Source organism: Streptomyces sp. GSL17-111 (genome assembly GCF_037911585.1).
GTDB lineage: Bacteria > Actinomycetota > Actinomycetes > Streptomycetales > Streptomycetaceae > Streptomyces.
Genome location: NZ_JBAJNS010000001.1, coordinates 3,929,666 through 3,949,190 on the forward strand (window position 1 = coordinate 3,929,666; position 19,525 = coordinate 3,949,190).

Consider the following 19,525-nt stretch of genomic DNA (forward strand, 5'->3'; position numbering starts at 1 on the left):
GGGAGGGAGCGTCCGTGTATGTGGCCCTGTTCCTCCGACGGCGGGCGAGATCGTCGGTCCCAGGGTCGGGCGGTATGGCTCTCCTGTGAGCGGCACGCGATTCTGGTGCTGCCCCGACAACCGCGAAGGAGACGCGATGTCCAGCGACAAGGACGACGAAGACGCCCGCCGCCGGAAAGAGGAGGAGGAGAGGGAGGAGCGTGAACGGCGGGAGGAAGAGGAGGCGAGGGCCGCTCAGCAGTTGAACCAGTCCCTGTGGGACTGAGCGGCGTCGGCCGGCTGAGGTAGCGCGCCCCGAACGCGTCGCCGTGGCCGACGTGCCGGGCGGTGGAGTCGGACCTTCTCCATCGCCCGATCCGCCCCGGCATGGGCGAAACCGGCTCCCTGCCCGAACGGTCCCGACGCCCGGCCGCGATCCGGGGCCACTGCGTGTGCATCGTGGGCCGCGACGGCCGTCCGCCGGGGGGAAATGTCGGGTTCATTCGGAGGTCGTCACGCGTTCACGCGCGGCGCGCACCGGGTTCGGGCGGGATATCCCATCGCATGGTGTTCCCTCAGGTCAGCGCGTGGGACGTCCCACGTCGGCGTCACGTGCCCGGCAGGGGTTGCGGCCTCTTCCGGCGGCTCCGCAGGCTCATGACGGGGCTCGGCGATCCGGCGGAGCCCTGCGCACACCTGCCTGAACCGACAGGAGCACCATGAACCTCCGCGCCAAGTCCGTGTCCGTCCTCGGGGCGGCGGCCGTCGCCGCCACGACCCTCGTGGCGCTGCCCGCAGGCACCGCCCACGCCGCCTACCCGAAGTGCAACAGCAGCAAGGCCATCGACACCAGCCACGGCCTCGTCCGCCAGCCCTACTACACGGGCACGGGTTCCCGGAACTGCGTCATGGGCGTCGGGGCCGACAACGGCGCCGTGCGTCGGCTCCAGTACGTCCTCGTCCACTGCTACAACCGCGACATCGGCATCGACGGGGTCTACGGGGCGAACACCAAGAACGCCGTGCGGTACGTCCAGCAGTTCGAGGGTCTCGCGAGCCAGGACATCGACGGCGTCTACGGGCCGCTGACCCGCAAGGCGATGAAGTGGCGCACCAACACGGGCATCTGCTTCCGCCCGGCGGTCTGAGACACGACGGCCGCACGGCGCCTGACGCCTCTGGTCGACGGGTTGTTCACCGGCCCGTCGACCCGGTCAGGCCACGCGGGATTCTGACCGACGTCGTCACCGATCCGCACGGTCAAGGGGTGTGGCCCTTGCGCGGCGACCCACGGGACGCCGCTCCTGTCGAGGCGGCATCACGACGTCCGATGGGACACGCGAGCCGTCGCGGACGCCTGCTGTCGCCAGCCGCCTCGGCAGACTGACGCTTCCGCAGGCCCTCCGGGCTCACCGCGACTCCGCGCCCCAGGTGATGAAAGCCGACCAGGTGGCCGGGGCGAGGGCGAGGGCGGGGCCTGCGGGGTTCTTGGAGTCGCGGACGTGGACTGTGGCCGGGGTGGCGGCGACTTCGACGCAGTCGGGGCCGTCGTTGCTGCTGTGGCTGCTCTTGGTCCACGCCAGGGTGGAGCCGTTCGCGGGTGAGAGCTTGAGCGTCATGTGTCTCCCAGCGCCTGCTCGATCAGTTCCAGCGACTCCCGGGGCGGGAGGGCCTGCGACCGCAGCATCCCATACCGCATGTCGAGCGTCTGCACGTCTTTTGGACGGGAGAAGTACCGACTGGCCAGATGGGTCTCGGCGAAGCCCACGGTTGTTCCGCGCCGCAGCTTCAGCACTCGGAAGTCCCCACTCATCCCGGCGTGTTCCTCGCACGCCGTCGGCATGACCTGGATCGTGACGTGGCGGAGCCGGGCGAGGTCCAGGAGGCGGCTGAGCTGTTGGCGCAGGACGGCGGTGCCGCCGATGGGGCGTCGCAGCGTCACCTCCTCCTGGACGAAGGTGAGCAGCGGCGGATGTTGGGCCTCCAGCAGGTGTTGGCGGGCCATGCGGGCCGCGACGTGGCGTTCGATGCCCGCCTCGTCGAACGCGGGGCAGCGCATGCGGTACAGGGCACGGGCGTACTCCTCGGTCTGGAGGAGTCCTTGCATGTTCTGGCTGCCCTAGGCGCCGATCTCCACGGCCTCGCGCTCGACCTTGGCGAGGTCGCGGACCTTCTTGGGGTACCGCGCCTCGGCGACGTCGTCCTTCATCGCCGCGATCTTCCCGCCCGCGTTCAGGACGCGGTCCGCGGACTCCAGGAGGACCGGCTGGGCGAGGCGGCGTCCGCGTTCGACGGCCGAGATCATCTCCAGGCTGTAGCCCAACTCCGCGCCCAGCTCGGCCTGGGTGAGTCCGGCAGCTTCGCGCCAGAGCTTGATCTGTCGCCCGACCGCCTTCATCAGCGCTGTGGACTCGTCGTCCAGCCCGAGGTCCCAACCGGAGTCGCCGTCCCCGTCCGCAGGGTGCTCGGCGTCCATGCCACCCGCCTTCCGTCGTCCCACCGGTGCAACGTCCGTGCGGGCGGCGGCGTCACGTCGGTCCGGCCGGACAACGGGCGGCGTGTCCGGGACGGGTGGCGGTGACCGGGTCGTGGTGGGTCGCGATCCGGTGGGCGGGGTCGTGGTGGGGCGCGAGGTCAACCCACCCAAGGACGTTGCGGAAAGGACTCACCCCGACCCAACCCCACCCTTGTGACCCGAACGGGTGATGCGGTGCGAACGGGCTGGACAGGCGCGGCGGGGGCGGGCATAGGCTCCGGGCATACACCTCCACACATGCGACGGCCCCCGGCCGGGACGGCAATCCCGATCGAGGGCCTGACCACCGAGGAAGAGGAAGCTTCCCGATGGCTGAGCAGCAGCTTAACGCGCCCCCGTGCGCGGATTCCGGCGTTCCACGCCGAGGAGTGACGCACGAACGGGTCCGGCACACCGAGTGCTTCACCGTCGTCGGCAATCACCTGGCCCAGCACGGGCGGTTGAGCCTGAAGGCCATCGGCCTCGCGGTGCACATCCAGTCGCTGCCCGAGGGGGCCCGGGTGGACATCCGGACGCTCGCCGGCCGTTTTCCGGAGGGCGAGGTCAGCGTCGCGGCGGCGCTCCGGGAGCTGGAGGAGCACGGCTACCTCACGCGGCGGCGTCGACGGCTGCCCAGCGGGCGGATCGTCACGCTCACGACGTGCCACCACCGGCCGGGTCACGTCGGGGCGCCGGGCGTGCGGCGGGCGCGGCCGGGGCGCGGTGGGCCGGGCCCGAGGGCGATGGCGCGGCCCGAAGCTGACGTCCGGCCGCCGGACGTCAGCCACCCGCCGTCCGGCTCCGCGCCGTCCGGCCCCGAGGCCGCGCCCCGGCCGTCCCCGCCCGCGCGGGCGCCCCGGCCCGCCGCACCGCCGCTGCCGGAGCCGAGGCGGCCGGAGCTGGCGCCCTACCGGGCGGCGCGGGCCTTCCTCGTCACGCTGCGGCGGCGGGACACGCGGCTGCTGCTGTCCGAGGCGGACGTGGGGCGGCTGACCCCGGCCGTGGCGGCCTGGTTCGAGCGCGGCGCCAGCCCGGAGGCCCTGCGGACCACCCTGACCGCGAACCTGCCGGATCCGCTGACGCGCCCGGCCGGGCTCTTGCGCTACCGGTTGACGGCGCTGCTGCCGCCCGTGCTGCGGGCCGTGGACGATCCGCCGTCCGCCCGTCCCGATCCGCTGCGGAACTGCGACGGCTGCGACCGGGCCTTCCGCGCGCCCCGCCCCGGCCGCTGCGCCGACTGCCGCCACGGCGCCGCCTGAGCCGGTCCCGTCGATCAGCCGCGCCGCCGATCCGCCGCGCCGCCATGCCCTGCCCGCTCAACGTCCGTGTACGCGGGGGCCGTTACTGTATGCCTGGCGCCCTCGGGGCGCCGCCGTGTGCCGGGTCCGGCGCCCGGCACCAGTTGTGACGTGAAGGGGGCACCCCGGGTGGCCAGCATCGAAGAAGCCAGGGCGTCGTTCGACCGGTTCGACGCCGACAAGGACGGCCTGGTGACGGCGGAGGAGTTCAAGCGGGCCATGGCCGAGATGGGTGACCCCTACGTCACCATCCCCGTCGCCGAGACGCTCATCGCCCAGCGGGACACCAACGAGGACGGCATGCTGTCGTTCGAGGAGTTCTGGAACGCGCTGCGCAAGGAGTGACCCCGACCGGCGCGGGTCTTCGAACGGTGTGGCGAAACAGTGGTGAAGCGGGGGCCGCACTCCTTACGATCACCTTGCAGGACGAAACGCCGTCGTTTCCGGCCCAGCCAGCCCAGCCAGGAGGCCCCCATGCACCGCCGTCGGTCCGCATTCTCCCTCTCCGCCGCAGCCCTGCTGCTGGGCGGTGTGCCCTTGCTGGCGGGCTGCGGCAGTGAGGCGCATCCGGGGGCCGCGGCCCTGGTGGACGGTGACCGGATCGAGGTCTCCTCGGTGCAGGCGCGGGCCGAGGCCGTCCGGGACGCGCAGCGGGCGGACCCGAACGGCGGGCAGCTCCTGGAGCAGACGGGCCCGCTGTCCCGGTACACGCTGAACTACATGCTGCGCGAGCGCGTCGTCGAGGAGACCGCCGCCAGGCTGGGGGTGGACGACCTCACCCGGCGCGAGGTGCAGCAGTTCCGCGCCGAGCAGGAGGACGCGCGCGGTGGCCCGGAGGCGTACGAGGCGTTCATGCTCCAGCAGACGGTCGCGCCGGACCAGATCGACAAGGTCCTGCGGATGCAGCTGCTGATCGACCGGATCGCGCAGGAGCTGGGCGTCGGGCCGCAGACGCCGAACGCGGACGAGGTGCTGAACGCCGAGTTCGTCGAGACGGCGGAGGCGCTCGACATCGACGTCAACCCGCGCTACGGCGAGTGGAACGTCGAGCTGGTGTCCCTGACGGGGGGCACGGAGCCGTGGATCAAGCCCGCGCGGGTGCCGCAGGAACCGGCCTGACCGGCGGCGTCGGCCGCGCGTTAGATTCGACGGGTGACGTCCTCACCCGAACAGCCCACATCCGCTTCCGGCACCCCCGCGCCCGGCTCCGACGGCACCGGGCGCGTCGTGCTGCTCACCACGAGCCACCGGGTGGCGCCCGGACTGCTGTCCTGGCCCGCCTGGCAGGCGCTGCGCGACGCCGACCGCGTGCTGTGCGCGGACGCCGGGCACCCGCAGCTGCCCTACCTGCGGGAGGCGGGCGTGGCCGTCGAGGTGGCCGCGCCCTCCGCGCGTGAGCTGGTCACCTGGTGTGCGGGGGGACGCTCCGTGGTGGTGGTCGCCGGTGCCGAGGGTGAGCCGGAGCTCACGGACGGGCTGGCCCGGCTGGCGGGCGGCGGCGGGGAGCTGATGCCGGACCTGGAGCTGCTACCGGGGTCCTACGACCTGCCGGGCGCGCGGCTGCTGGACGTCGTGGAGGTCATGGACCGCATCCGCCGGGTCTGCCCGTGGACGGGCCCGCGCACCCACGAGGACCTGGTCAAGTACGGCCTGGAGGAGGCGTACGAGCTGGTCGAGGCGATCGAGGCGGGGGACCGCGCGGAGCTGCGCGAGGAGCTGGGCGACGTCCTGCTCCAGGTGGTCTTCCACGCCCGCATCGCCGAGGAGGACCCGGACGAGCCGTTCTCCGTGGACGACGTGGCCGCCGGGATCGTCGCCAAGCTCGTGCACCGGCACCCGCACGTCTTCGGTGAGGAGACGGCCGAGACGGCGGAGGACGTCAAGGCGCACTGGCTGCGCACGAAGGCCGTCGAGAAGCGGCGGACGTCGGTGACGGAGGGGGTGCCGGTGGGGCAGCCCGCGCTGGCGCTGGCGGCGAAGCTGGCGGGCCGGGCCCGGACGGCGGGGCTGGAGGTCCGGGCCGAGGGCGAGGGCGTCGGGTACGAGCTGTTGGCGCTGGCCACCCGGGCCGAGGCGGAGGGCGTGGACCCGGAGACGGCGCTGCGGGTGGCGGCGCGCGCCTACCGGGACGCCGTGCTGGCCGAGGAGCGCCGCCGTGCGGGAGAGGGTGCGGGGCAGGACACGGGGGACGCGGGGGCGTGACCCCGTCGGCCGGGTGGACACCGCCCGCGTAAGCCCGGCCCCGGTGGGTACCCGGCGCGCATGAACGAGACGTTTGCGACGCGCCTGGGCGAGACGTTGGCGGCGGACGACCACCTGGTGGGGCTGGCTCCGCTGGGTTTCGGAATCATCATCGTGGTGCTGCTGATCCTCACCGTGACGTTGGGCGTCCGAAAGGTCCGGCGCAGCGTCGGACGCTCCCAGCCGCCGATCCAGCATCCGGGGCACCGGGACGTCACGGGGCACGGCGCCGAGGTCACCGGGTCCTCGGGGCACGAGCGGGAGCTGCGGGAGCCGGACGAGCTGCCGCGCGACGGTCGGCGCCGAATGCCCTACGAGATCGGGAACTACGGCACCCACCGGGGCAAGACGGACGGCAGGCGGCGCTGGGACTTCGGCAGCCGGGGCGGCGGCACTCCGAAGTGACGTGCGCAGGTCACCAGTGGGCTGCGCCCGCGAACGAGGTGGGGCCGGGGTCGAAGCCGAGCGCCCGCCGCGCCGCGCCGAGGTCGAGGGTGCGTTCGACGGCGAGGTGGCTGAGGGCGTAGCGGGTCAGGCGGGGCGGGTGCGGGCGGCGCAGCAGCCGCCAGGCGGTCTCGGCGGTGGTCGCGGCGGGCCCGGCCACGGCGAGCGGCACGGGCAGCACCCGGACGGCGCGGCCCCGCTCGGCGAGGAGCGCGGCCAGCGCCTCGCCGACGGGGACGGGCGCGGCGTCGGCGACGTTGTAGGTGCCGGGCGGGGCGGCGGGGTCGCAGGCGAGCAGGACGGCCGCCGTGAGGTGGTCGATGTGGGTGAGGGACTGGGCGGCCCGCCCGTCGCCGGGCAGCATGAGCACGCCGCCCCGGACGGCGCTGAGCACGCGGGGCAGCAACGTGCGGTCGCCCGGCCCGTAGACGGCGTGCGGGCGCAGGACGACGGTGTCGGGCCGGTCGGCCAGCGCGCGTTCGGCGGCGGCCTTGGAGGCCGCGTAGGGCGTCAGGTAGCGGCGTACGGGTGCCTGCTCCTCGCGCCCGTGGACGGTCGGCCGGAAGGGGTCGTAGACGCTGGCGGTCGAGACGTGCACCAGCCGGACACCGGGGAAGGCCTCGGCGACGTGGCGGGTCGCGTCGAGGTTCGCCCGCCAGACGGGCTCGGGCGGCCCCCAGTCGGCCACCGCCGCCGCCGCGTGCACGACGGCGTCCACGGCGGGCAGGCCCGGCGGCGCGGGCCGCGTCAGGTCCCAGTCGGCGCGGGTGAGCGGGTGGACGGACCAGCCCGCCGCCCGCGCGGCGCGGCAGACGGCCGCGCCGACGAAGCCCCGGGCCCCGGTCACCGCGATCCTCATGCGGTCTCCTGTTCTTCGACGCGTTCCCCGACGCGTTCCTCGACACGTTCCTCGGCCAGGTGGGCGCGCAGGGCGCCGCGGTCGGGCTTGCGGCCGCGTCCGGCGACGGGGACGCGGTCGAGCACGCGCACGTCGTCGGGCAGGGCGGCGGCGTCCATGACACCGGGCAGGGCCGCGCGCACGGCGGCCCGCAGCACCGCCGGGCCGCCGGGGGGTGTCGTGGGGCCGGGGGTGACCACCAGGACGACGCGCTCGTCGCCGTCTCCGTCGGGCACCCCGACGAGGACGGCCTCCCGCACGCCGGGCAGCGCCGCGAGCGCCGGTTCGTACAGGCCGGGGTAGATGTTGGTCCGGCCCCGGATGATCATGTCCTTCTTGCGGCCCTCCAGGACGAGTCGGCCGTCCTCCTCCAGTCGGGCGAGGTCGCCGGTGGGCACCTCCGTCAGCGGCGGCTCGCCCAGGTAGCCGTGGCAGAGGTTCGGGCCGGCCAGGTGCAGCTCGCCGTCCTCGGCGACGCGGGCGCGCACGCCGGGTACGGGCTTGCCGAGGAGGTCGCCGCTGCCGGTGTGGGCGAGCTTCTGCGTGCCGGTGGCGACGGCGGCCGGCACGATCTCCGTCATGCCGTAGACGACGAGCGCCTCGACGTCGGGCAGTACCTCGGCGGCCCGGCGCAGCAGGCCGGGCGGCACGGGTGCGCCGCCGAGGACGAGGTGCCGCAGCGAGGAGGGCATCCGCACGCTGCCGTCGGCGACCGCCGCGAGCACCCGGGGCAGGTCGGCGGGGACGCAGAAGGCGTGCGTGGCCCCGGCCAGCCCGGCGGCGAAGTGGGCCGGGTCGGCGGCCGGGGCGAGGCCGTGGGGCGGCATGGTCCAGTGCGCGCCCGCCACCAGCGCCGGGACGCCGATCATCAGCTGGTCGGTGTGGACGGTGGCGCGCTCGCCGAGGCGCAGCAGGTGGGTGCACCCGGCGAGCCCGGCGCCCAGCGAACCCCGGGTGTGGAGGACGGCCTTGGGGGCGGCCGTCGTGCCGGAGGTGAAGACGACCAGCGCTTCCCGCTCCGGGCGCGGCGCGGGTTCCCGTCCGGGGGCCGATCCGGCGGCCAGGGTCCGCGCGGACAGGGCGCCGCGCGGGACGCCCGGCAGCCGGCGCCCGGCGCGGATGTGCCGCAGCCCGAGGCTGCCGTAGTCGGGCAGGAGCAGACCGCGCCGCCGGGCGAGCGGCCGTCCGAGCCGGGAGGAGGCCGCGTACAGCAGGGACTCGGCGGCGGCCCAGCGCGGCGCCGCGAGGGTGAAGCGGGCAGCGAACACCTCGGGGGCGACGCCCGGATCGGCGAAGACGACGGTGCCGCCGGCGGCGATGATGCCGAGGGCCAGCACGACGGCGCTCGGGCCGGGCCGGACGGAGAACAGCACCCGGTCGCCGTCGGCGAACCCGGCCGACCGCAGGCCGGTGGCGGTCGCCAGCACGGCCCGGCGCAGCTCGGCGTAGGTGAGGGTGCGGCCGTCGGGGCCGGTGAGGGCGGGCTGGGAGCCGCGCTCCCGCGCCGCGTCGAGCAGGGCGGTCAGCAGATCGGTCCGCCCGGGGTCGCCGGGGCGGTCGCCGGGGTGGGCGTCGGCCGGGGGGCTCACGCGGACCTCCGCAGGGTCAGCCGGGCGTAGCCGGGTATGAGGACGCGCCGGGCGATACGGCGGTCGGTCACCCGGACCGGTCCGGCCGCCAGGACGGCCGCCAGCACCGAGCGGATCTGCTCCATGGCGAGCGGCATGCCCAGACAGAAGTGCGGCCCGGCGCCGAACCACAGCCGTCTCAGCTCCGGCGGCATCGGGCGATCGGGGTCGAACGGGCCGTGGGCGCGGGCGCACCGGAGGGTGAAGACGACGACGCGGTCGCCGGGGGAGACGGGCGTCCCGCCGACCGTCGCGGGGGCGGCGACGCTGCGCAGCATCACCGGCGAGGGGACGGTCACGCGCAGGGCCTCCTCCACGACGGCGTCGGTGCCGGAGGGGTCGGCGCGCAGCCGGTCCAGCCGGCCGGTGTCGTGGCACAGGGCGACCAGCCGGGGCAGGAAGGAGACGAGGGTCTCGGTGCCGGTGAGGAGGAAGGCGCCGACCGCGCCGCGCGTCTCCTCCTCGCTGAGGCCGAGCGCCCGCATGCGCCCGGGCACGGTGGTCTCGTCCCCAAAGCGGTAGGCGTCGGTGGCGGCGGCCGTCAGCCGTCCGAGGACGGCGCGGGCGGTCCCCACCTGGCGCGGGGTCAGCGACGAGCGCCACAGCCGGACCATGGAGGTGACGGCCGAGGCCTCGGCGAAGGCGGTGGTGAAACGTTTCGGGTCCGGCGGCAGTCCGACCAGTTCGCAGATGGCCGCACCCGCGCACCGCTGCACGGCGGCGACGAGGTCGACGTCCTCCCCGGCCGCGAGGGCGGACGTCAGCTCCGTGAGCGGCTCGCGCAGGACCCGCTCGCACAGCGCGGCGACGTAGCCGGGCGTGAACAGCCCGCCCAACCGGCGGCGCAGCGCGGCGTGTTCGGAGCCCTCCATGTTGAGCAGCACCGACGGCCCGAGGATCGGCGTCCAGAGGTCGGACGGCGAGCCGGGGCCGGTCTTGGTGAAGCGCTCGGTGTCGGTGAGGACGGCGCGGGCGAGCCCGGCGTCGGAGACGACCACGCCCACCCGGGGCACCCGGACGACGGGCCCGCGCGCGCTGACGGCGCGCAGCATCCGGTAGGCGACGGGGTGGGCGGTGGTCTGGACGCGCTCCTCCCAGCGGTCGGCGTCGCTGCGGGAACGGGCACGGGTCCGGTGGCCCGGGTGCGCTGTGCTCATCGGATGTCCACCACCTCGGGACGGTACCGGTGGTCGGCGTACCAGCCGAGGGTGCGGCGCAGCCCCCAGGCCCGCACCCGGCGGGCCGAGCCGGCGACGCGCACGTCGCGGCGCAGGCCGTAGGCCGTGGTGAGCGTGCGCACGGAGTTGACCAGCGCGCGGTCCTCGTGGACGTCCTCGATGGCCGTGCGGGGGAAGCCGCCGGCGCGCTGGTACAGGTCGGCCTCGACGGCCATGTTGCAGCCCGGCGTCATCACGTAGGGGCCCAGGTAGCGGGGGTCGCGGTTGCCGGGACGCAGCTTCCCGAAGAACGAGGCCACCTCCGTCGCCCCGACGAGGGCCGCCCGGCGCCACCACGCCAGCGGGAACTCGTCGGTGCGCGGGCGCAGTCGCCCGGCCACCAGGAGCAGCCCGGCGTCGAAGGCGGCGCGGACGCGGGCCGTCCAGTCGGGCGCGGGGAGGCAGTCGGCGTCGGTCCTGGCCAGGTGGGTGGCGCCGTGGCCGATGGCGTACCGCATGCCGGTGTCGGCTGCCGCGCCGGTGCCCTTCCGCGGCTCCCGGACGACGTGCAGGTCGCCGGGGAAGCCGAAGCCCCGCACGACGTCGGCGGTCCCGTCCGTCGAGGCGTTGTCGACGACGACCAGGGAGAAGTCGGTGTCGGTCTGCGCGGCCAGGGCCCGCAGCGTCGGTGTGATGCCGGCCGCCTCGTTGTAGGCGGGCACGACGACCCAGAGCCTCACAGCCGCACGACCCCCATCCCCAGGCTTATGCCGCCGGCGAGCCCGACGAGTCCGACGAGGTCGCCGGGGCCGCAGCGGCCGCTGTCCAGCGCCGTGCGCAGCTGCAACGGCAGGCTGGCGGCGGCCGTGTTGCCGTGCTCGGCGACGGTGACGACGAGCCGGTCGGCCGGCAGCCCGAGCCGCTCCCGGAAGGACTCCAGGTACGGCAGGGAGACCTGGTGGACGCAGATGACGGCCAGGTCGTCCCAGGTGAGGGCGAGCCGCGTCAGCGTGTCGTGGAGCACCTGGAGGCCCAGCGTCTCGAAGGCGCGGCGCAACCCGGTGCCGTCGAGGCGGAAGTAGGTGTGCTCGTCCCCGCGCGGATGCGCGGAACCGCCCGCCGGCAGCGTGCCCACGTGCCAGGCCGAGGAGTCTGCGGTGCCGCCGAAGCCCAGCAGACCGGGGCGCGGGGAGCGTTCGACCAGCAGCGCCGCGCCCGCGTCGGAGAGCGTGTAGCCGGGGATCGCGGCGAGGAAGGAGCGCAGGTCGGGCACGGACCAGCGGGCGGCCCGCGAGGGGGACTCGCCGCAGCTGATGAGGACGCGCCGGTAGCCGCCGGCCGCGACGAGCGCGCCGGCCACCTCCAGCGCGTTGAGGACGCTGTTGCAGGCGTTCTTGACGTCGAAGGAGGGGCAGCGCAGGTCGAGCCGGTCCGCGACCATGTGCGCCGTGGCCGGTTCCACCATGTCCTGGCTGGCGGCGGCGAAGAGGTGCAGGTCCACGTCGCGGGGATCGGTGCCGGTGTCGGCGAGCAGCTTGCGCGCGGCGGCGGCCGCCAGGTCGGACGCCTGCCAGTCGTCGGGCATGACGTGGAGGCGTTCGACACCGGTCAGCCGCTCGACGATGCCGGGCGGAGGGCGGAACCCGGTGCTGCGGTCCGCGACGCGGAGTTCGGCGTCACGGGTGCTGAGCCGGCTCTCCGGCAGGTGGACGGCCACCCCGGCGAGCCGGGCGGAATGATGTGCCACGGTTTCGCTCCTTTTCGGCCCAGCGCCACGGTCGGTCGTGCGGAGGACGGGATGACGACGCGGCGGCTGTAGCGACGCTCAATGATCCGCCACGGCCGTCCCGTCGCGACGGGCACCTCCGGGAACCGCTGGTTCCGCGCCCGAGCGGTGTGGGCTCCGTGCCGTGAGCGCGTGCGGGGGAGGGGCGGGTGCGGGGTCAACGCGTCGACGCCCGCCCACCTCCCCGGGGCGGACGTCCCCGGCGCACGCGGCGGGATAGCGTCCTCGGGTGGACGTGAACGACCGCCCCCCGATGCCCGACCTCTTCACCTGGGAGTTCGCCGCCGACCCCTACCCGGCCTACGCCTGGCTGCGCGAGCACGCGCCGGTGTACCGCGCGGAGCTGCCCAGCGGAGTCTCCGCCTGGCTGGTGACGCGCTACGACGACGCCCGCCAGGCCCTCGCCGACACCCGGCTCAGCAAGAACCCGAGTGCCCACAGCGAGCAGGCGCACGGCAAGGGGAAGGTGGGCATTCCCGGCGAGCGCGGCGCCAACCTCATGACCCACCTGCTCAACATCGACCCGCCCGACCACACCCGGCTGCGCCGGCTCGTCGCCCGCGCCTTCACCCCGCGCCGCGTGGCCGCCTTCGCCCCGCGCGTGCAGGAGCTGACGGACGGCCTCATCGACGGCTTCGCGGCGCGGGGCAGCGCCGACCTCATCCACGAGTTCGCCTTCCCGCTGCCCATCTACGCCATCTGCGACCTCCTCGGCGTTCCCGCCGAGGACCAGGACGACTTCCGCGACTGGGCGGGCATGATGCTGCGCCACGGCGGCGGCCCGCGCGGCGGGGTGGGACGTGCGGTCAAGAAGATGCGCGGCTACCTGGCCGACCTGATCCACCGCAAGCGGGACGACCTCGGGGACGACCTCATCTCCGGGCTCATCCGGGCGAGCGACCACGGTGAGCACCTGACCGAGAACGAGGCCGCCGCCATGGCGTTCATCCTCCTCTTCGCGGGCTTCGAGACGACCGTGAACCTCATCGGCAACGGCACCTACACGCTGCTGCGCCGCCCGGAGGAGCGCCACCGTCTCCAGGCGGCGCTGGCGGCGGGCGACACCGCGCTGCTGGAGACGGGCGTCGAGGAACTCCTGCGCTACGACGGGCCGGTGGAGCTGGCCACCTGGCGCTTCGCCACCGAGCCGCTGACCCTGGGCGGGCAGCGCGTCGCGGCGGGCGACCCGGTGCTCGTCGTCCTCGCGGCGGCTGACCGCGACCCGGCGAAGTTCGAGCGGCCCGACGTCCTCGACCTCTCCCGCCGCGACAACAACCATCTCGGCTACGGGCACGGCATCCACTACTGTCTGGGTGCGCCGCTCGCCCGGCTGGAGGGGCGCACGGCGCTCGCCACGCTGCTGCGTCGCCTGCCGGACCTGCGACTTGACGCCGATCCGGCCGAACTGCGCTGGCGCGGCGGGCTCATCATGCGCGGGCTGCGCACGCTCCCCGTCGCGTTCACGCCCGACGCCGCGTCAGAGAGTGAGGCGCCGTGACCGTCGCGTGATATCCGCGACACTGACTTGTGACGGACGGGCGTTCGACGCTACGTTCTGCCGTCAGCCGGCCCCCTTCGGGGTCGTGCCCGCTGTCACTGGGGAGATCACCGCATGCGTTCCGGGACCGGGCGGCACCGCCGCCCCCGTCAGGCTCCTGCCGTCGTCGTCGCCGCGGGGGTGACCGGGGCGGGGATCGCCCTGCCGTTCCTGGCCGCCTCCGGGGCCCAGGCCGCCGACGGCGCGGTGTGGGACCGCGTGGCCGAGTGTGAGAGCGGCGGCGCCTGGAGCGCGAACAACGGCAGCGGCTACTACGGCGGCTTCCAGTTGACGCTGGACACCTGGGCGGATTACGGCGGCACGGAGCACGCCGACCGCCCCGACCTCGCCAGTCGGGGCCAGCAGATCGCCGTCGCCGAGGCGATCCTCGCCGCCGAGGGCCCCGACGCCTGGCCCGCCTGTGCCGTGACGAGCGGTCTGACCGCGTCCGTCAACGGGGTCGTGGAGGCACCGGGCGTCCCCGAGGTCGGGCGGCCGGGCGCCGCCGACGGCGGGAACGGCTCCGGCGGCCGGGACGGCTCCGGCACCCCCGACGGCTCAAACGGCGCGGGCCGCTCGGGCGGCTCGGACCGTGCGGAGCCGCAGGAGGCGACGCCGTCCCCGGACGCGACCGACCCCTCCGCCACGCAGAGCCCCGACCCCTCCGATGCCCCGGACGTCGACGAGGCCCGCTCCACCGATCGCCCCGCCCCCGGCCCCACCGGGGCGGACGGCTCCGCCACGGACGGCTCCGAGGACCGGGCTGATCCGGAGGTGTCGCCCTCCGAGGAGACCGCCGTCCCGGACGACGCCCGGTCCGGTGGCGCGGCCGGGGACGGTGCCGGACGGCACCGGGGTGCCCCCGACCCGCGCGAGGCGGACCCCGACGGCACCGACCGTCCGGACCGGGGTGCCGCGCGGCACGCGGCCCCCGCCGATCGCACGGACCCGGCCGGTGCCGCCGAGGAGCACCGCGTCACCCGGGGCGACTCCCTGTCCGGCATCGCCGCCGAGCACGGGGTGGAGGGCGGCTGGCCCGCGCTGTACGAGGCCAACGCCTCCCTCGTCGGTGCCGACCCGGATCTGATCCTTCCCGGTCAGAGCCTGGAACTCCCGGTCGCACAGCGCTAGTTGCCCGTGCGTCGGACGCGGAGGGTCACCCGGACGGACGCAATGTGACGATCGTCACATTCCCGTTCGGCGTGTTCCGGGTTGCGGCGCCCGTCCGTCAGTGCCTAGACCTGGGCAGATTCTTCGGGCGTAGCGTCAAATCGGGATATATGGCCCGTTTCCGAGGTGTTTGATCGGATTATTGCGGTGTGCTTACCGTCACATCGCCCGCTACCGCGGGGCCGTTGACCGTCACGCCGAATCCTGCCGACGGGCAACGGGAACATCGTCGCGTCCGCGAACCGCCGGCAGGAGCGGGGGAACCAGGCACGTGCCGTGCGAGCGGCTAGGGGTGAAGCCCGGAGCGGGTGGACCGCACCGGGCCGGGCGGCTCACGCGCCCGAACCCGACAGCTCACCCCGTAGGCGTCCGGTGAGGAAGACCGTCCATGCTGTTCACCGAGAAGGGCTCCGAACGGAGTCGCAACCGTCAGCCCGTCGTCGTCCGCCTCGCCGCCTCGCTCGCCGGTTTCGCCGGCGCCGCCGTCGGCGGTCCCGTCGTCATGGCGGGCAGCGCGCAGGCCGCTTCCGTCGAGACCTGGGAGAAGGTCGCCGAGTGCGAGTCGAGCGGTAACTGGCGCATCAACACCGGAAACGGGTACTACGGCGGACTCCAGTTCGCCCAGTCCAGCTGGGAGGCGGCCGGCGGCCTCCGCTACGCGCCGCGCGCCGACCTGGCCACCAAGGAGCAGCAGATCGCCGTCGCCGAGCGGCTGCTCGACATGCAGGGCCCGGGCGCCTGGGCCTGCGCGGAGGAGGGCGGCCTCACCGCCGGCGCCCCGCCCGCGAACGTCGACCCCGAGGGCTCCTCCACGGGCGCGGACCGGCCCCCGCGCCCGCAACCGCAGCAGCAGGCGCCCGAGCAGGCGCCCCAGGCCGCTCCCCAGACGGAGCACCAGCACCAGACCCAGCAGCAGGAGCGGCCGCAGCAGTCGGGCGAGGGCGGCACCTACGTCGTGCGGGCCGGCGACACGCTGGCCGACATCGCCCAGCGGCACGGCACCACCTGGCAGGAGCTGTACGACCGCAACCGCTCCGTCGTCGGCGGCGACCCGAACCTCATCTTCCCCGGCCAGCGTCTGGTGGTGTGACGGGCCGGACGCGCATCCCCGAGCCGTCCGGTGGGTACACGCCTCGCGAGCCCCGGTGCGCATCCCCCCGCGCACCGGGGCGTCGGCCGCCGGGGCCGAACCCGTCCGTACGGCGAGACGTCGGCTTCCCCCACCCTTATCTTCAGTTGTTGAACAAACTGGTGCCACGCCGCTGAGCTGCGCTTTCACCGCAGCACCGCACGCCGGACGCGGGCCGAAGGCCCACGGCCGCCCCGGGGACCGTTAGGCTCCTGCCTCAGGAAGACCGACCCACACGAAGGAGACCCTCGTGCCGTCCATCGACGTCGTCGTAGCCCGCGAGATCCTCGACTCGCGAGGCAACCCCACGGTCGAGGTAGAGGTCGGCCTCGACGACAGCAGCACCGGCCGAGCGGCCGTGCCCTCCGGCGCGTCCACCGGCGCCTTCGAGGCCCTGGAGCTCCGCGACGGCGACAAGGCCCGCTACGGCGGCAAGGGTGTCGAGAAGGCGGTCCTCGCCGTCATCGAGCAGATCGGTCCGGAGCTCGTGGGCTACGACGCCACCGAGCAGCGCCTCATCGACCAGGCCATGCTCGACCTGGACGCCACCGCCGACAAGTCCTCGCTCGGCGCCAACGCCATCCTCGGTGTCTCCCTCGCCGTCGCGCACGCCGCCTCCGAGGCGTCCGACCTGCCGCTCTTCCGCTACCTCGGCGGCCCGAACGCGCACCTGCTGCCCGTGCCGATGATGAACATCCTCAACGGCGGCTCGCACGCGGACTCCAACGTGGACATCCAGGAGTTCATGATCGCCCCCATCGGCGCGGAGTCCTTCTCCGAGGCACTGCGCTGGGGCACCGAGGTCTACCACGCCCTCAAGGCGGTCCTGAAGGAGCGCGGCCTGTCCACCGGCCTCGGCGACGAGGGCGGCTTCGCCCCGAACCTCGGCTCCAACCGCGAGGCCCTGGATCTCATCCTGGAGGCCGTCAAGGCCGCCGGCTACACCCCCGGCCGCGACATCGCGCTCGCCCTGGACGTCGCCGCCTCCGAGTTCTACAAGGACGGCGCCTACCAGTTCGAGGGCAAGTCCCGCAGCGCCGCCGACATGACCGCCTACTACGGCGAGCTCGTCGACGCCTACCCGCTGGTCTCCATCGAGGACCCGCTGTTCGAGGACGACTGGGAGGGCTGGCAGACCATCACCGCCCAGCTCGGTGAGAAGGTCCAGCTCGTCGGCGACGACCTGTTCGTCACCAACCCCGAGCGTCTCCAGCGCGGCATCGACGACAAGGCCGGCAACGCCCTCTTGGTGAAGGTCAACCAGATCGGCTCGCTCACCGAGACCCTCGACGCCGTCGAGCTCGCCCAGCGCAGCGGCTTCAAGTGCATGATGTCGCACCGCTCCGGCGAGACCGAGGACGTCACCATCGCCGACCTGGCCGTCGCCACCAACTGCGGCCAGATCAAGACCGGCGCCCCGGCCCGCTCCGAGCGCGTCGCCAAGTACAACCAGCTCCTGCGCATCGAGGAGATCCTCGACGACGCCGCCGTCTACGCCGGCCGCAGCGCCTTCCCGCGCTTCAAGGGCTGACCCGCTACCGGGCCAGGCCCGCTGCCGCGTCCCGTCCCACGGCAACCGCCGGCGGGACGGGACGCAGCCGCTCGCACGCACCATTTCGACGCGACCCCCGGGAGGCGACGTGGCCGCGGAACGGGAACGGTTCTCCACCGCCACCCGGCTCAGGGCCCTGGGTGAGCAGGCCGCCGCGCAGGTCTACCGCGCGCAGAACCGGCGGCTGCGGCACGGTCCGCGCCGCAACCGGCTCACCGGGCGCGCCGCGCTGCTCGCGCTCGTCCTGTGCTCGCTGGTCGTCGCGCTCGCCTACCCCACGCGCACCTACGTCTCCCAGCGCTCCGACATCGCCGAGGAGCGCCACAAGCTGGCCGAGACCGAGGAACGCGTCGCGGAGCTGCGCGAGCTGAAGGCCCGCCTCCAGGACCCCGCCTACGTCGAGCAGCTCGCGCGCAAGCACCTGCACTACGTCCGCGCCGGGGAGACCGGCTACATCGTCCAGGGGGACACCGACGCCGAAGACGAGGCCGACCGCCGCGCCCGGGAGGAAGCGGACCACGACGCGGCCGACCGCGCCTGGTACCGCACCTTCTTCGACGGCCTCGACCGCGCCGACCGCTCCTGACCCCAGCCGCCCCTTCCGACCCGCCGCCCCCCGCTCCGCCGCCCCACCCGACCACCCGACCGCCCACGCCGGAAAGACGCGCCGCCCGCCATGGACACTCCGCCGCCCCCGACCGAACCCACGCCGCCCACCGAGGCGGACGTCGCCGCCTTCAAGGCGCAGCTCGGCCGGCCGCCGCGCGGCCTGCGGGCCATCGCCCACCGCTGCCCCTGCGGACAGCCCGACGTCGTCGAGACGGCCCCCCGGCTGGAGGACGGCACCCCCTTCCCGACGACGTACTACCTGACCTGCCCCCGCGCGGCCTCCGCGATCGGCACGCTGGAGGCGGAGGGCGTCATGAAGGAGATGACGGCGCGCCTCGCCACCGACCCCGAGCTGGCCGCCGCCTACCGCGCCGCGCACGAGGACTACCTCGCCCGCCGTGACGCCATCGAGGTCCTGGAGGGCTTCCCCAGCGCGGGCGGCATGCCGGACCGGGTCAAGTGCCTGCACGTCCTCGTCGGCCACTCCCTCGCCGCCGGCCCCGGCGTCAACCCGCTCGGCGACGAGGCCCTGGCCATGCTGCCGGAGTGGTGGCGCAAGGGCTCCTGCGTCCCCACCGCCCCGGCCGCCGACTCCGCCCCGGCCGCCGACTCCGACTCCGACTCCGAGGAGAGCGACCGATGACCCGCGTCGCCGCCGTCGACTGCGGCACGAACTCCATCCGCCTGCTCGTCGCCGACCTCGACGCGGCCACCGGCGGCTTCACCGAGCTGGACCGCCGCATGCAGGTCGTCCGGCTCGGCCAGGACGTCGACCGCACCGGCCGGCTCGCCCCCGAGGCGCTGGAGCGCACGTTCGCCGCCTGCCGCGAGTACGCCGAGGTCATCCGCTCCCTGGACGCCTCCCGGGTCCGCTTCGTCGCCACCTCGGCCTCCCGCGACGCGGAGAACCGGGACGCCTTCGTGCGCGGCGTCGTCGACATCCTCGGCGTCGAGCCCGAGGTCGTCACGGGCGACCAGGAGGCCGCGTTCTCCTTCACCGGCGCCACGAAGGAGCTCACCGGCGCGGGCCTGGACACGCCTTACCTCGTCACCGACATCGGCGGCGGCTCCACCGAACTCGTCGTCGGCACCGACGGGGTGAGCGCGGCCCGCAGCGTCGACATCGGCTGCGTCCGCATGACCGAGCGTCACCTCGTCCGCGACGGCGCCGTCACCGACCCGCCCACCGCCGAGCAGATCGCCGCCATACGGGCCGACGTGGACACGGCGCTCGACGCCGCCGAGAAGACCGTCCCGCTGACCTCCGCCCGCACCCTGGTGGGCCTGGCCGGGTCCGTCACCACCGTCGCAGCCATCGCGCTCGACCTCCCCGCCTACGACCCGGCCGCCACCCACCACGCCCGCGTCTCCCTGGACCGGGTGCGCGAGATCACCGACCGGCTCGTCCACTCCACCCACGCCGAGCGCGCCGCCATCCCCGTCATGCACCCCGGCCGCGTCGACGTCATCGCGGCCGGTGCCGTCATCCTCCAGGCGGTCATGGAGCGCTCCGGTGCCGAGGAGGTCGTCGTCTCCGAACACGACATCCTCGACGGCATCGCCTGGACCCTCGCCTGACCGA

General features: G+C 74.6%; 20 protein-coding genes, 1 pseudogene and 1 riboswitch. Of the genes and pseudogenes, 14 read left to right on the forward strand and 7 right to left on the reverse strand.

Translation table 11 applies throughout. The features are described from left to right. Positions 1-136: 136 nt before the first annotated feature. Complete coding sequence (locus tag V6D49_RS17515) at positions 137-265, forward strand: hypothetical protein (RefSeq protein WP_340560896.1); 129 nt, start codon at positions 137-139, stop codon at positions 263-265. A 433-nt stretch (positions 266-698) separates the two neighbouring features. Further along, the gene (locus tag V6D49_RS17520) at positions 699-1,127 is read left to right on the forward strand and encodes a peptidoglycan-binding domain-containing protein (RefSeq protein ID WP_340560897.1); all 429 of its coding nucleotides are present in this window, start codon (positions 699-701) and stop codon (positions 1,125-1,127) included. A 261-nt stretch (positions 1,128-1,388) separates the two neighbouring features. On the opposite strand, the gene V6D49_RS17525 is transcribed toward V6D49_RS17520, so the two are convergent. After that, positions 1,389-1,598, reverse strand: coding sequence for a DUF397 domain-containing protein (locus V6D49_RS17525; RefSeq protein WP_340560899.1), 210 nt, complete (start codon positions 1,596-1,598; stop codon positions 1,389-1,391). Further along, positions 1,595-2,455 (reverse strand): annotated as a pseudogene (locus V6D49_RS17530) (helix-turn-helix domain-containing protein). Before V6D49_RS17530 ends, V6D49_RS17525 begins: the two are co-directional and overlap by 4 nt. Before the next feature lie 428 nt (positions 2,456-2,883). Here V6D49_RS17530 and V6D49_RS17535 point away from each other — a divergent pair. From V6D49_RS17535 to V6D49_RS17555, 5 genes are all read left to right on the forward strand, one after another. Next, a complete protein-coding gene (locus V6D49_RS17535) occupies positions 2,884-3,753 on the forward strand; it encodes a helix-turn-helix domain-containing protein (RefSeq protein WP_340560901.1) in 870 nt (289 codons plus the stop codon). A gap of 168 nt (positions 3,754-3,921) precedes the next feature. Continuing rightward, positions 3,922-4,137: an EF-hand domain-containing protein gene (locus V6D49_RS17540; RefSeq protein ID WP_340560902.1), complete on the forward strand. Its 216-nt coding sequence runs from the start codon at positions 3,922-3,924 to the stop codon at positions 4,135-4,137. A gap of 129 nt (positions 4,138-4,266) precedes the next feature. After that, on the forward strand, positions 4,267-4,911 hold the full coding sequence (locus V6D49_RS17545) for a SurA N-terminal domain-containing protein (protein WP_340560904.1): 645 nt from the start codon (positions 4,267-4,269) through the stop codon (positions 4,909-4,911). Positions 4,912-4,935: 24 nt separating this feature from the next. Beyond that, a complete protein-coding gene (locus V6D49_RS17550; protein WP_445330650.1) occupies positions 4,936-5,994 on the forward strand; it encodes a nucleoside triphosphate pyrophosphohydrolase in 1,059 nt (352 codons plus the stop codon). Positions 5,995-6,054: 60 nt separating this feature from the next. Then, a complete protein-coding gene (locus V6D49_RS17555) occupies positions 6,055-6,438 on the forward strand; it encodes a DUF6479 family protein (protein WP_340560908.1) in 384 nt (127 codons plus the stop codon). 10 nt (positions 6,439-6,448) lie between these two features. Here the strand turns inward: V6D49_RS17555 and V6D49_RS17560 are convergent, their stop codons facing one another. Genes V6D49_RS17560 through V6D49_RS17580 form a run of 5 tightly spaced genes read right to left on the reverse strand, consistent with a single transcriptional unit; the run spans position 6,449 to position 11,907 of the window. Next, positions 6,449-7,336, reverse strand: coding sequence for an NAD-dependent epimerase/dehydratase family protein (locus V6D49_RS17560; protein WP_340560910.1), 888 nt, complete (start codon positions 7,334-7,336; stop codon positions 6,449-6,451). Continuing rightward, on the reverse strand, positions 7,333-8,964 hold the full coding sequence (locus V6D49_RS17565) for a class I adenylate-forming enzyme family protein (RefSeq protein WP_340560911.1): 1,632 nt from the start codon (positions 8,962-8,964) through the stop codon (positions 7,333-7,335). The genes V6D49_RS17560 and V6D49_RS17565 overlap by 4 nt, the downstream gene beginning before the upstream one ends. Further along, positions 8,961-10,160, reverse strand: coding sequence for a cytochrome P450 (locus V6D49_RS17570; RefSeq protein ID WP_340560913.1), 1,200 nt, complete (start codon positions 10,158-10,160; stop codon positions 8,961-8,963). The genes V6D49_RS17565 and V6D49_RS17570 overlap by 4 nt, the downstream gene beginning before the upstream one ends. Continuing rightward, positions 10,157-10,900 carry a glycosyltransferase family 2 protein gene (locus V6D49_RS17575; RefSeq protein ID WP_340560915.1) on the reverse strand — a complete coding sequence of 248 codons (744 nt, stop codon included), beginning with the start codon at positions 10,898-10,900 and terminating at the stop codon, positions 10,157-10,159. The genes V6D49_RS17570 and V6D49_RS17575 overlap by 4 nt, the downstream gene beginning before the upstream one ends. Further along, entirely contained in the window at positions 10,897-11,907 is a 1,011-nt protein-coding gene (locus V6D49_RS17580) for a 3-oxoacyl-ACP synthase III family protein (protein ID WP_340560917.1), read from the reverse strand. Before V6D49_RS17580 ends, V6D49_RS17575 begins: the two co-directional genes overlap by 4 nt. A 292-nt stretch (positions 11,908-12,199) precedes the next feature. Between V6D49_RS17580 and V6D49_RS17585 the strand changes: the two genes are divergently transcribed. The 7 genes from V6D49_RS17585 to V6D49_RS17615 all read left to right on the forward strand — a co-directional run bounded on the left by V6D49_RS17585 (position 12,200) and on the right by V6D49_RS17615 (position 19,521). After that, positions 12,200-13,444 (forward strand): cytochrome P450 family protein, encoded by a 1,245-nt coding sequence (locus V6D49_RS17585; protein WP_340564105.1) that lies wholly within the window; start codon positions 12,200-12,202, stop codon positions 13,442-13,444. Between the two features lie 114 nt (positions 13,445-13,558). After that, positions 13,559-14,614, forward strand: coding sequence for a transglycosylase family protein (locus tag V6D49_RS17590; RefSeq protein ID WP_340560919.1), 1,056 nt, complete (start codon positions 13,559-13,561; stop codon positions 14,612-14,614). A gap of 256 nt (positions 14,615-14,870) precedes the next feature. Then, a riboswitch (cyclic di-AMP (ydaO/yuaA leader) is annotated at positions 14,871-15,035 on the forward strand. Between the two features lie 6 nt (positions 15,036-15,041). After that, positions 15,042-15,743 (forward strand): LysM peptidoglycan-binding domain-containing protein, encoded by a 702-nt coding sequence (locus tag V6D49_RS17595; protein WP_340560920.1) that lies wholly within the window; start codon positions 15,042-15,044, stop codon positions 15,741-15,743. Positions 15,744-16,032: 289 nt separating this feature from the next. Then, a complete protein-coding gene (gene eno, locus V6D49_RS17600) occupies positions 16,033-17,313 on the forward strand; it encodes a phosphopyruvate hydratase (RefSeq protein ID WP_340560921.1) in 1,281 nt (426 codons plus the stop codon). A gap of 109 nt (positions 17,314-17,422) precedes the next feature. Further along, entirely contained in the window at positions 17,423-17,920 is a 498-nt protein-coding gene (locus V6D49_RS17605) for an FtsB family cell division protein (RefSeq protein WP_340560922.1), read from the forward strand. Positions 17,921-18,010: 90 nt separating this feature from the next. Next, positions 18,011-18,586: a DUF501 domain-containing protein gene (locus V6D49_RS17610; RefSeq protein WP_340560923.1), complete on the forward strand. Its 576-nt coding sequence runs from the start codon at positions 18,011-18,013 to the stop codon at positions 18,584-18,586. Continuing rightward, the gene (locus tag V6D49_RS17615; RefSeq protein ID WP_340560924.1) at positions 18,583-19,521 is read left to right on the forward strand and encodes a Ppx/GppA phosphatase family protein; all 939 of its coding nucleotides are present in this window, start codon (positions 18,583-18,585) and stop codon (positions 19,519-19,521) included. The genes V6D49_RS17610 and V6D49_RS17615 overlap by 4 nt, the downstream gene beginning before the upstream one ends. Positions 19,522-19,525 lie beyond the last annotated feature (4 nt).

Coding starts and splice junctions, on each gene's coding strand:
- V6D49_RS17515 (WP_340560896.1), top strand. CDS start 137: ATGTCCAGCGACAAGGACGACGAAGACGCCCGCCGCCGGAAAGAGGAG.
- V6D49_RS17520 (WP_340560897.1), top strand. CDS start 699: ATGAACCTCCGCGCCAAGTCCGTGTCCGTCCTCGGGGCGGCGGCCGTC.
- V6D49_RS17525 (WP_340560899.1), bottom strand. CDS start 1,598: ATGACGCTCAAGCTCTCACCCGCGAACGGCTCCACCCTGGCGTGGACC.
- V6D49_RS17545 (WP_340560904.1), top strand. CDS start 4,267: ATGCACCGCCGTCGGTCCGCATTCTCCCTCTCCGCCGCAGCCCTGCTG.
- V6D49_RS17555 (WP_340560908.1), top strand. CDS start 6,055: ATGAACGAGACGTTTGCGACGCGCCTGGGCGAGACGTTGGCGGCGGAC.
- V6D49_RS17560 (WP_340560910.1), bottom strand. CDS start 7,336: ATGAGGATCGCGGTGACCGGGGCCCGGGGCTTCGTCGGCGCGGCCGTC.
- V6D49_RS17570 (WP_340560913.1), bottom strand. CDS start 10,160: ATGAGCACAGCGCACCCGGGCCACCGGACCCGTGCCCGTTCCCGCAGC.
- V6D49_RS17585 (WP_340564105.1), top strand. CDS start 12,200: ATGCCCGACCTCTTCACCTGGGAGTTCGCCGCCGACCCCTACCCGGCC.
- V6D49_RS17590 (WP_340560919.1), top strand. CDS start 13,559: ATGCGTTCCGGGACCGGGCGGCACCGCCGCCCCCGTCAGGCTCCTGCC.
- V6D49_RS17595 (WP_340560920.1), top strand. CDS start 15,042: ATGCTGTTCACCGAGAAGGGCTCCGAACGGAGTCGCAACCGTCAGCCC.
- V6D49_RS17610 (WP_340560923.1), top strand. CDS start 18,011: ATGGACACTCCGCCGCCCCCGACCGAACCCACGCCGCCCACCGAGGCG.
- V6D49_RS17615 (WP_340560924.1), top strand. CDS start 18,583: ATGACCCGCGTCGCCGCCGTCGACTGCGGCACGAACTCCATCCGCCTG.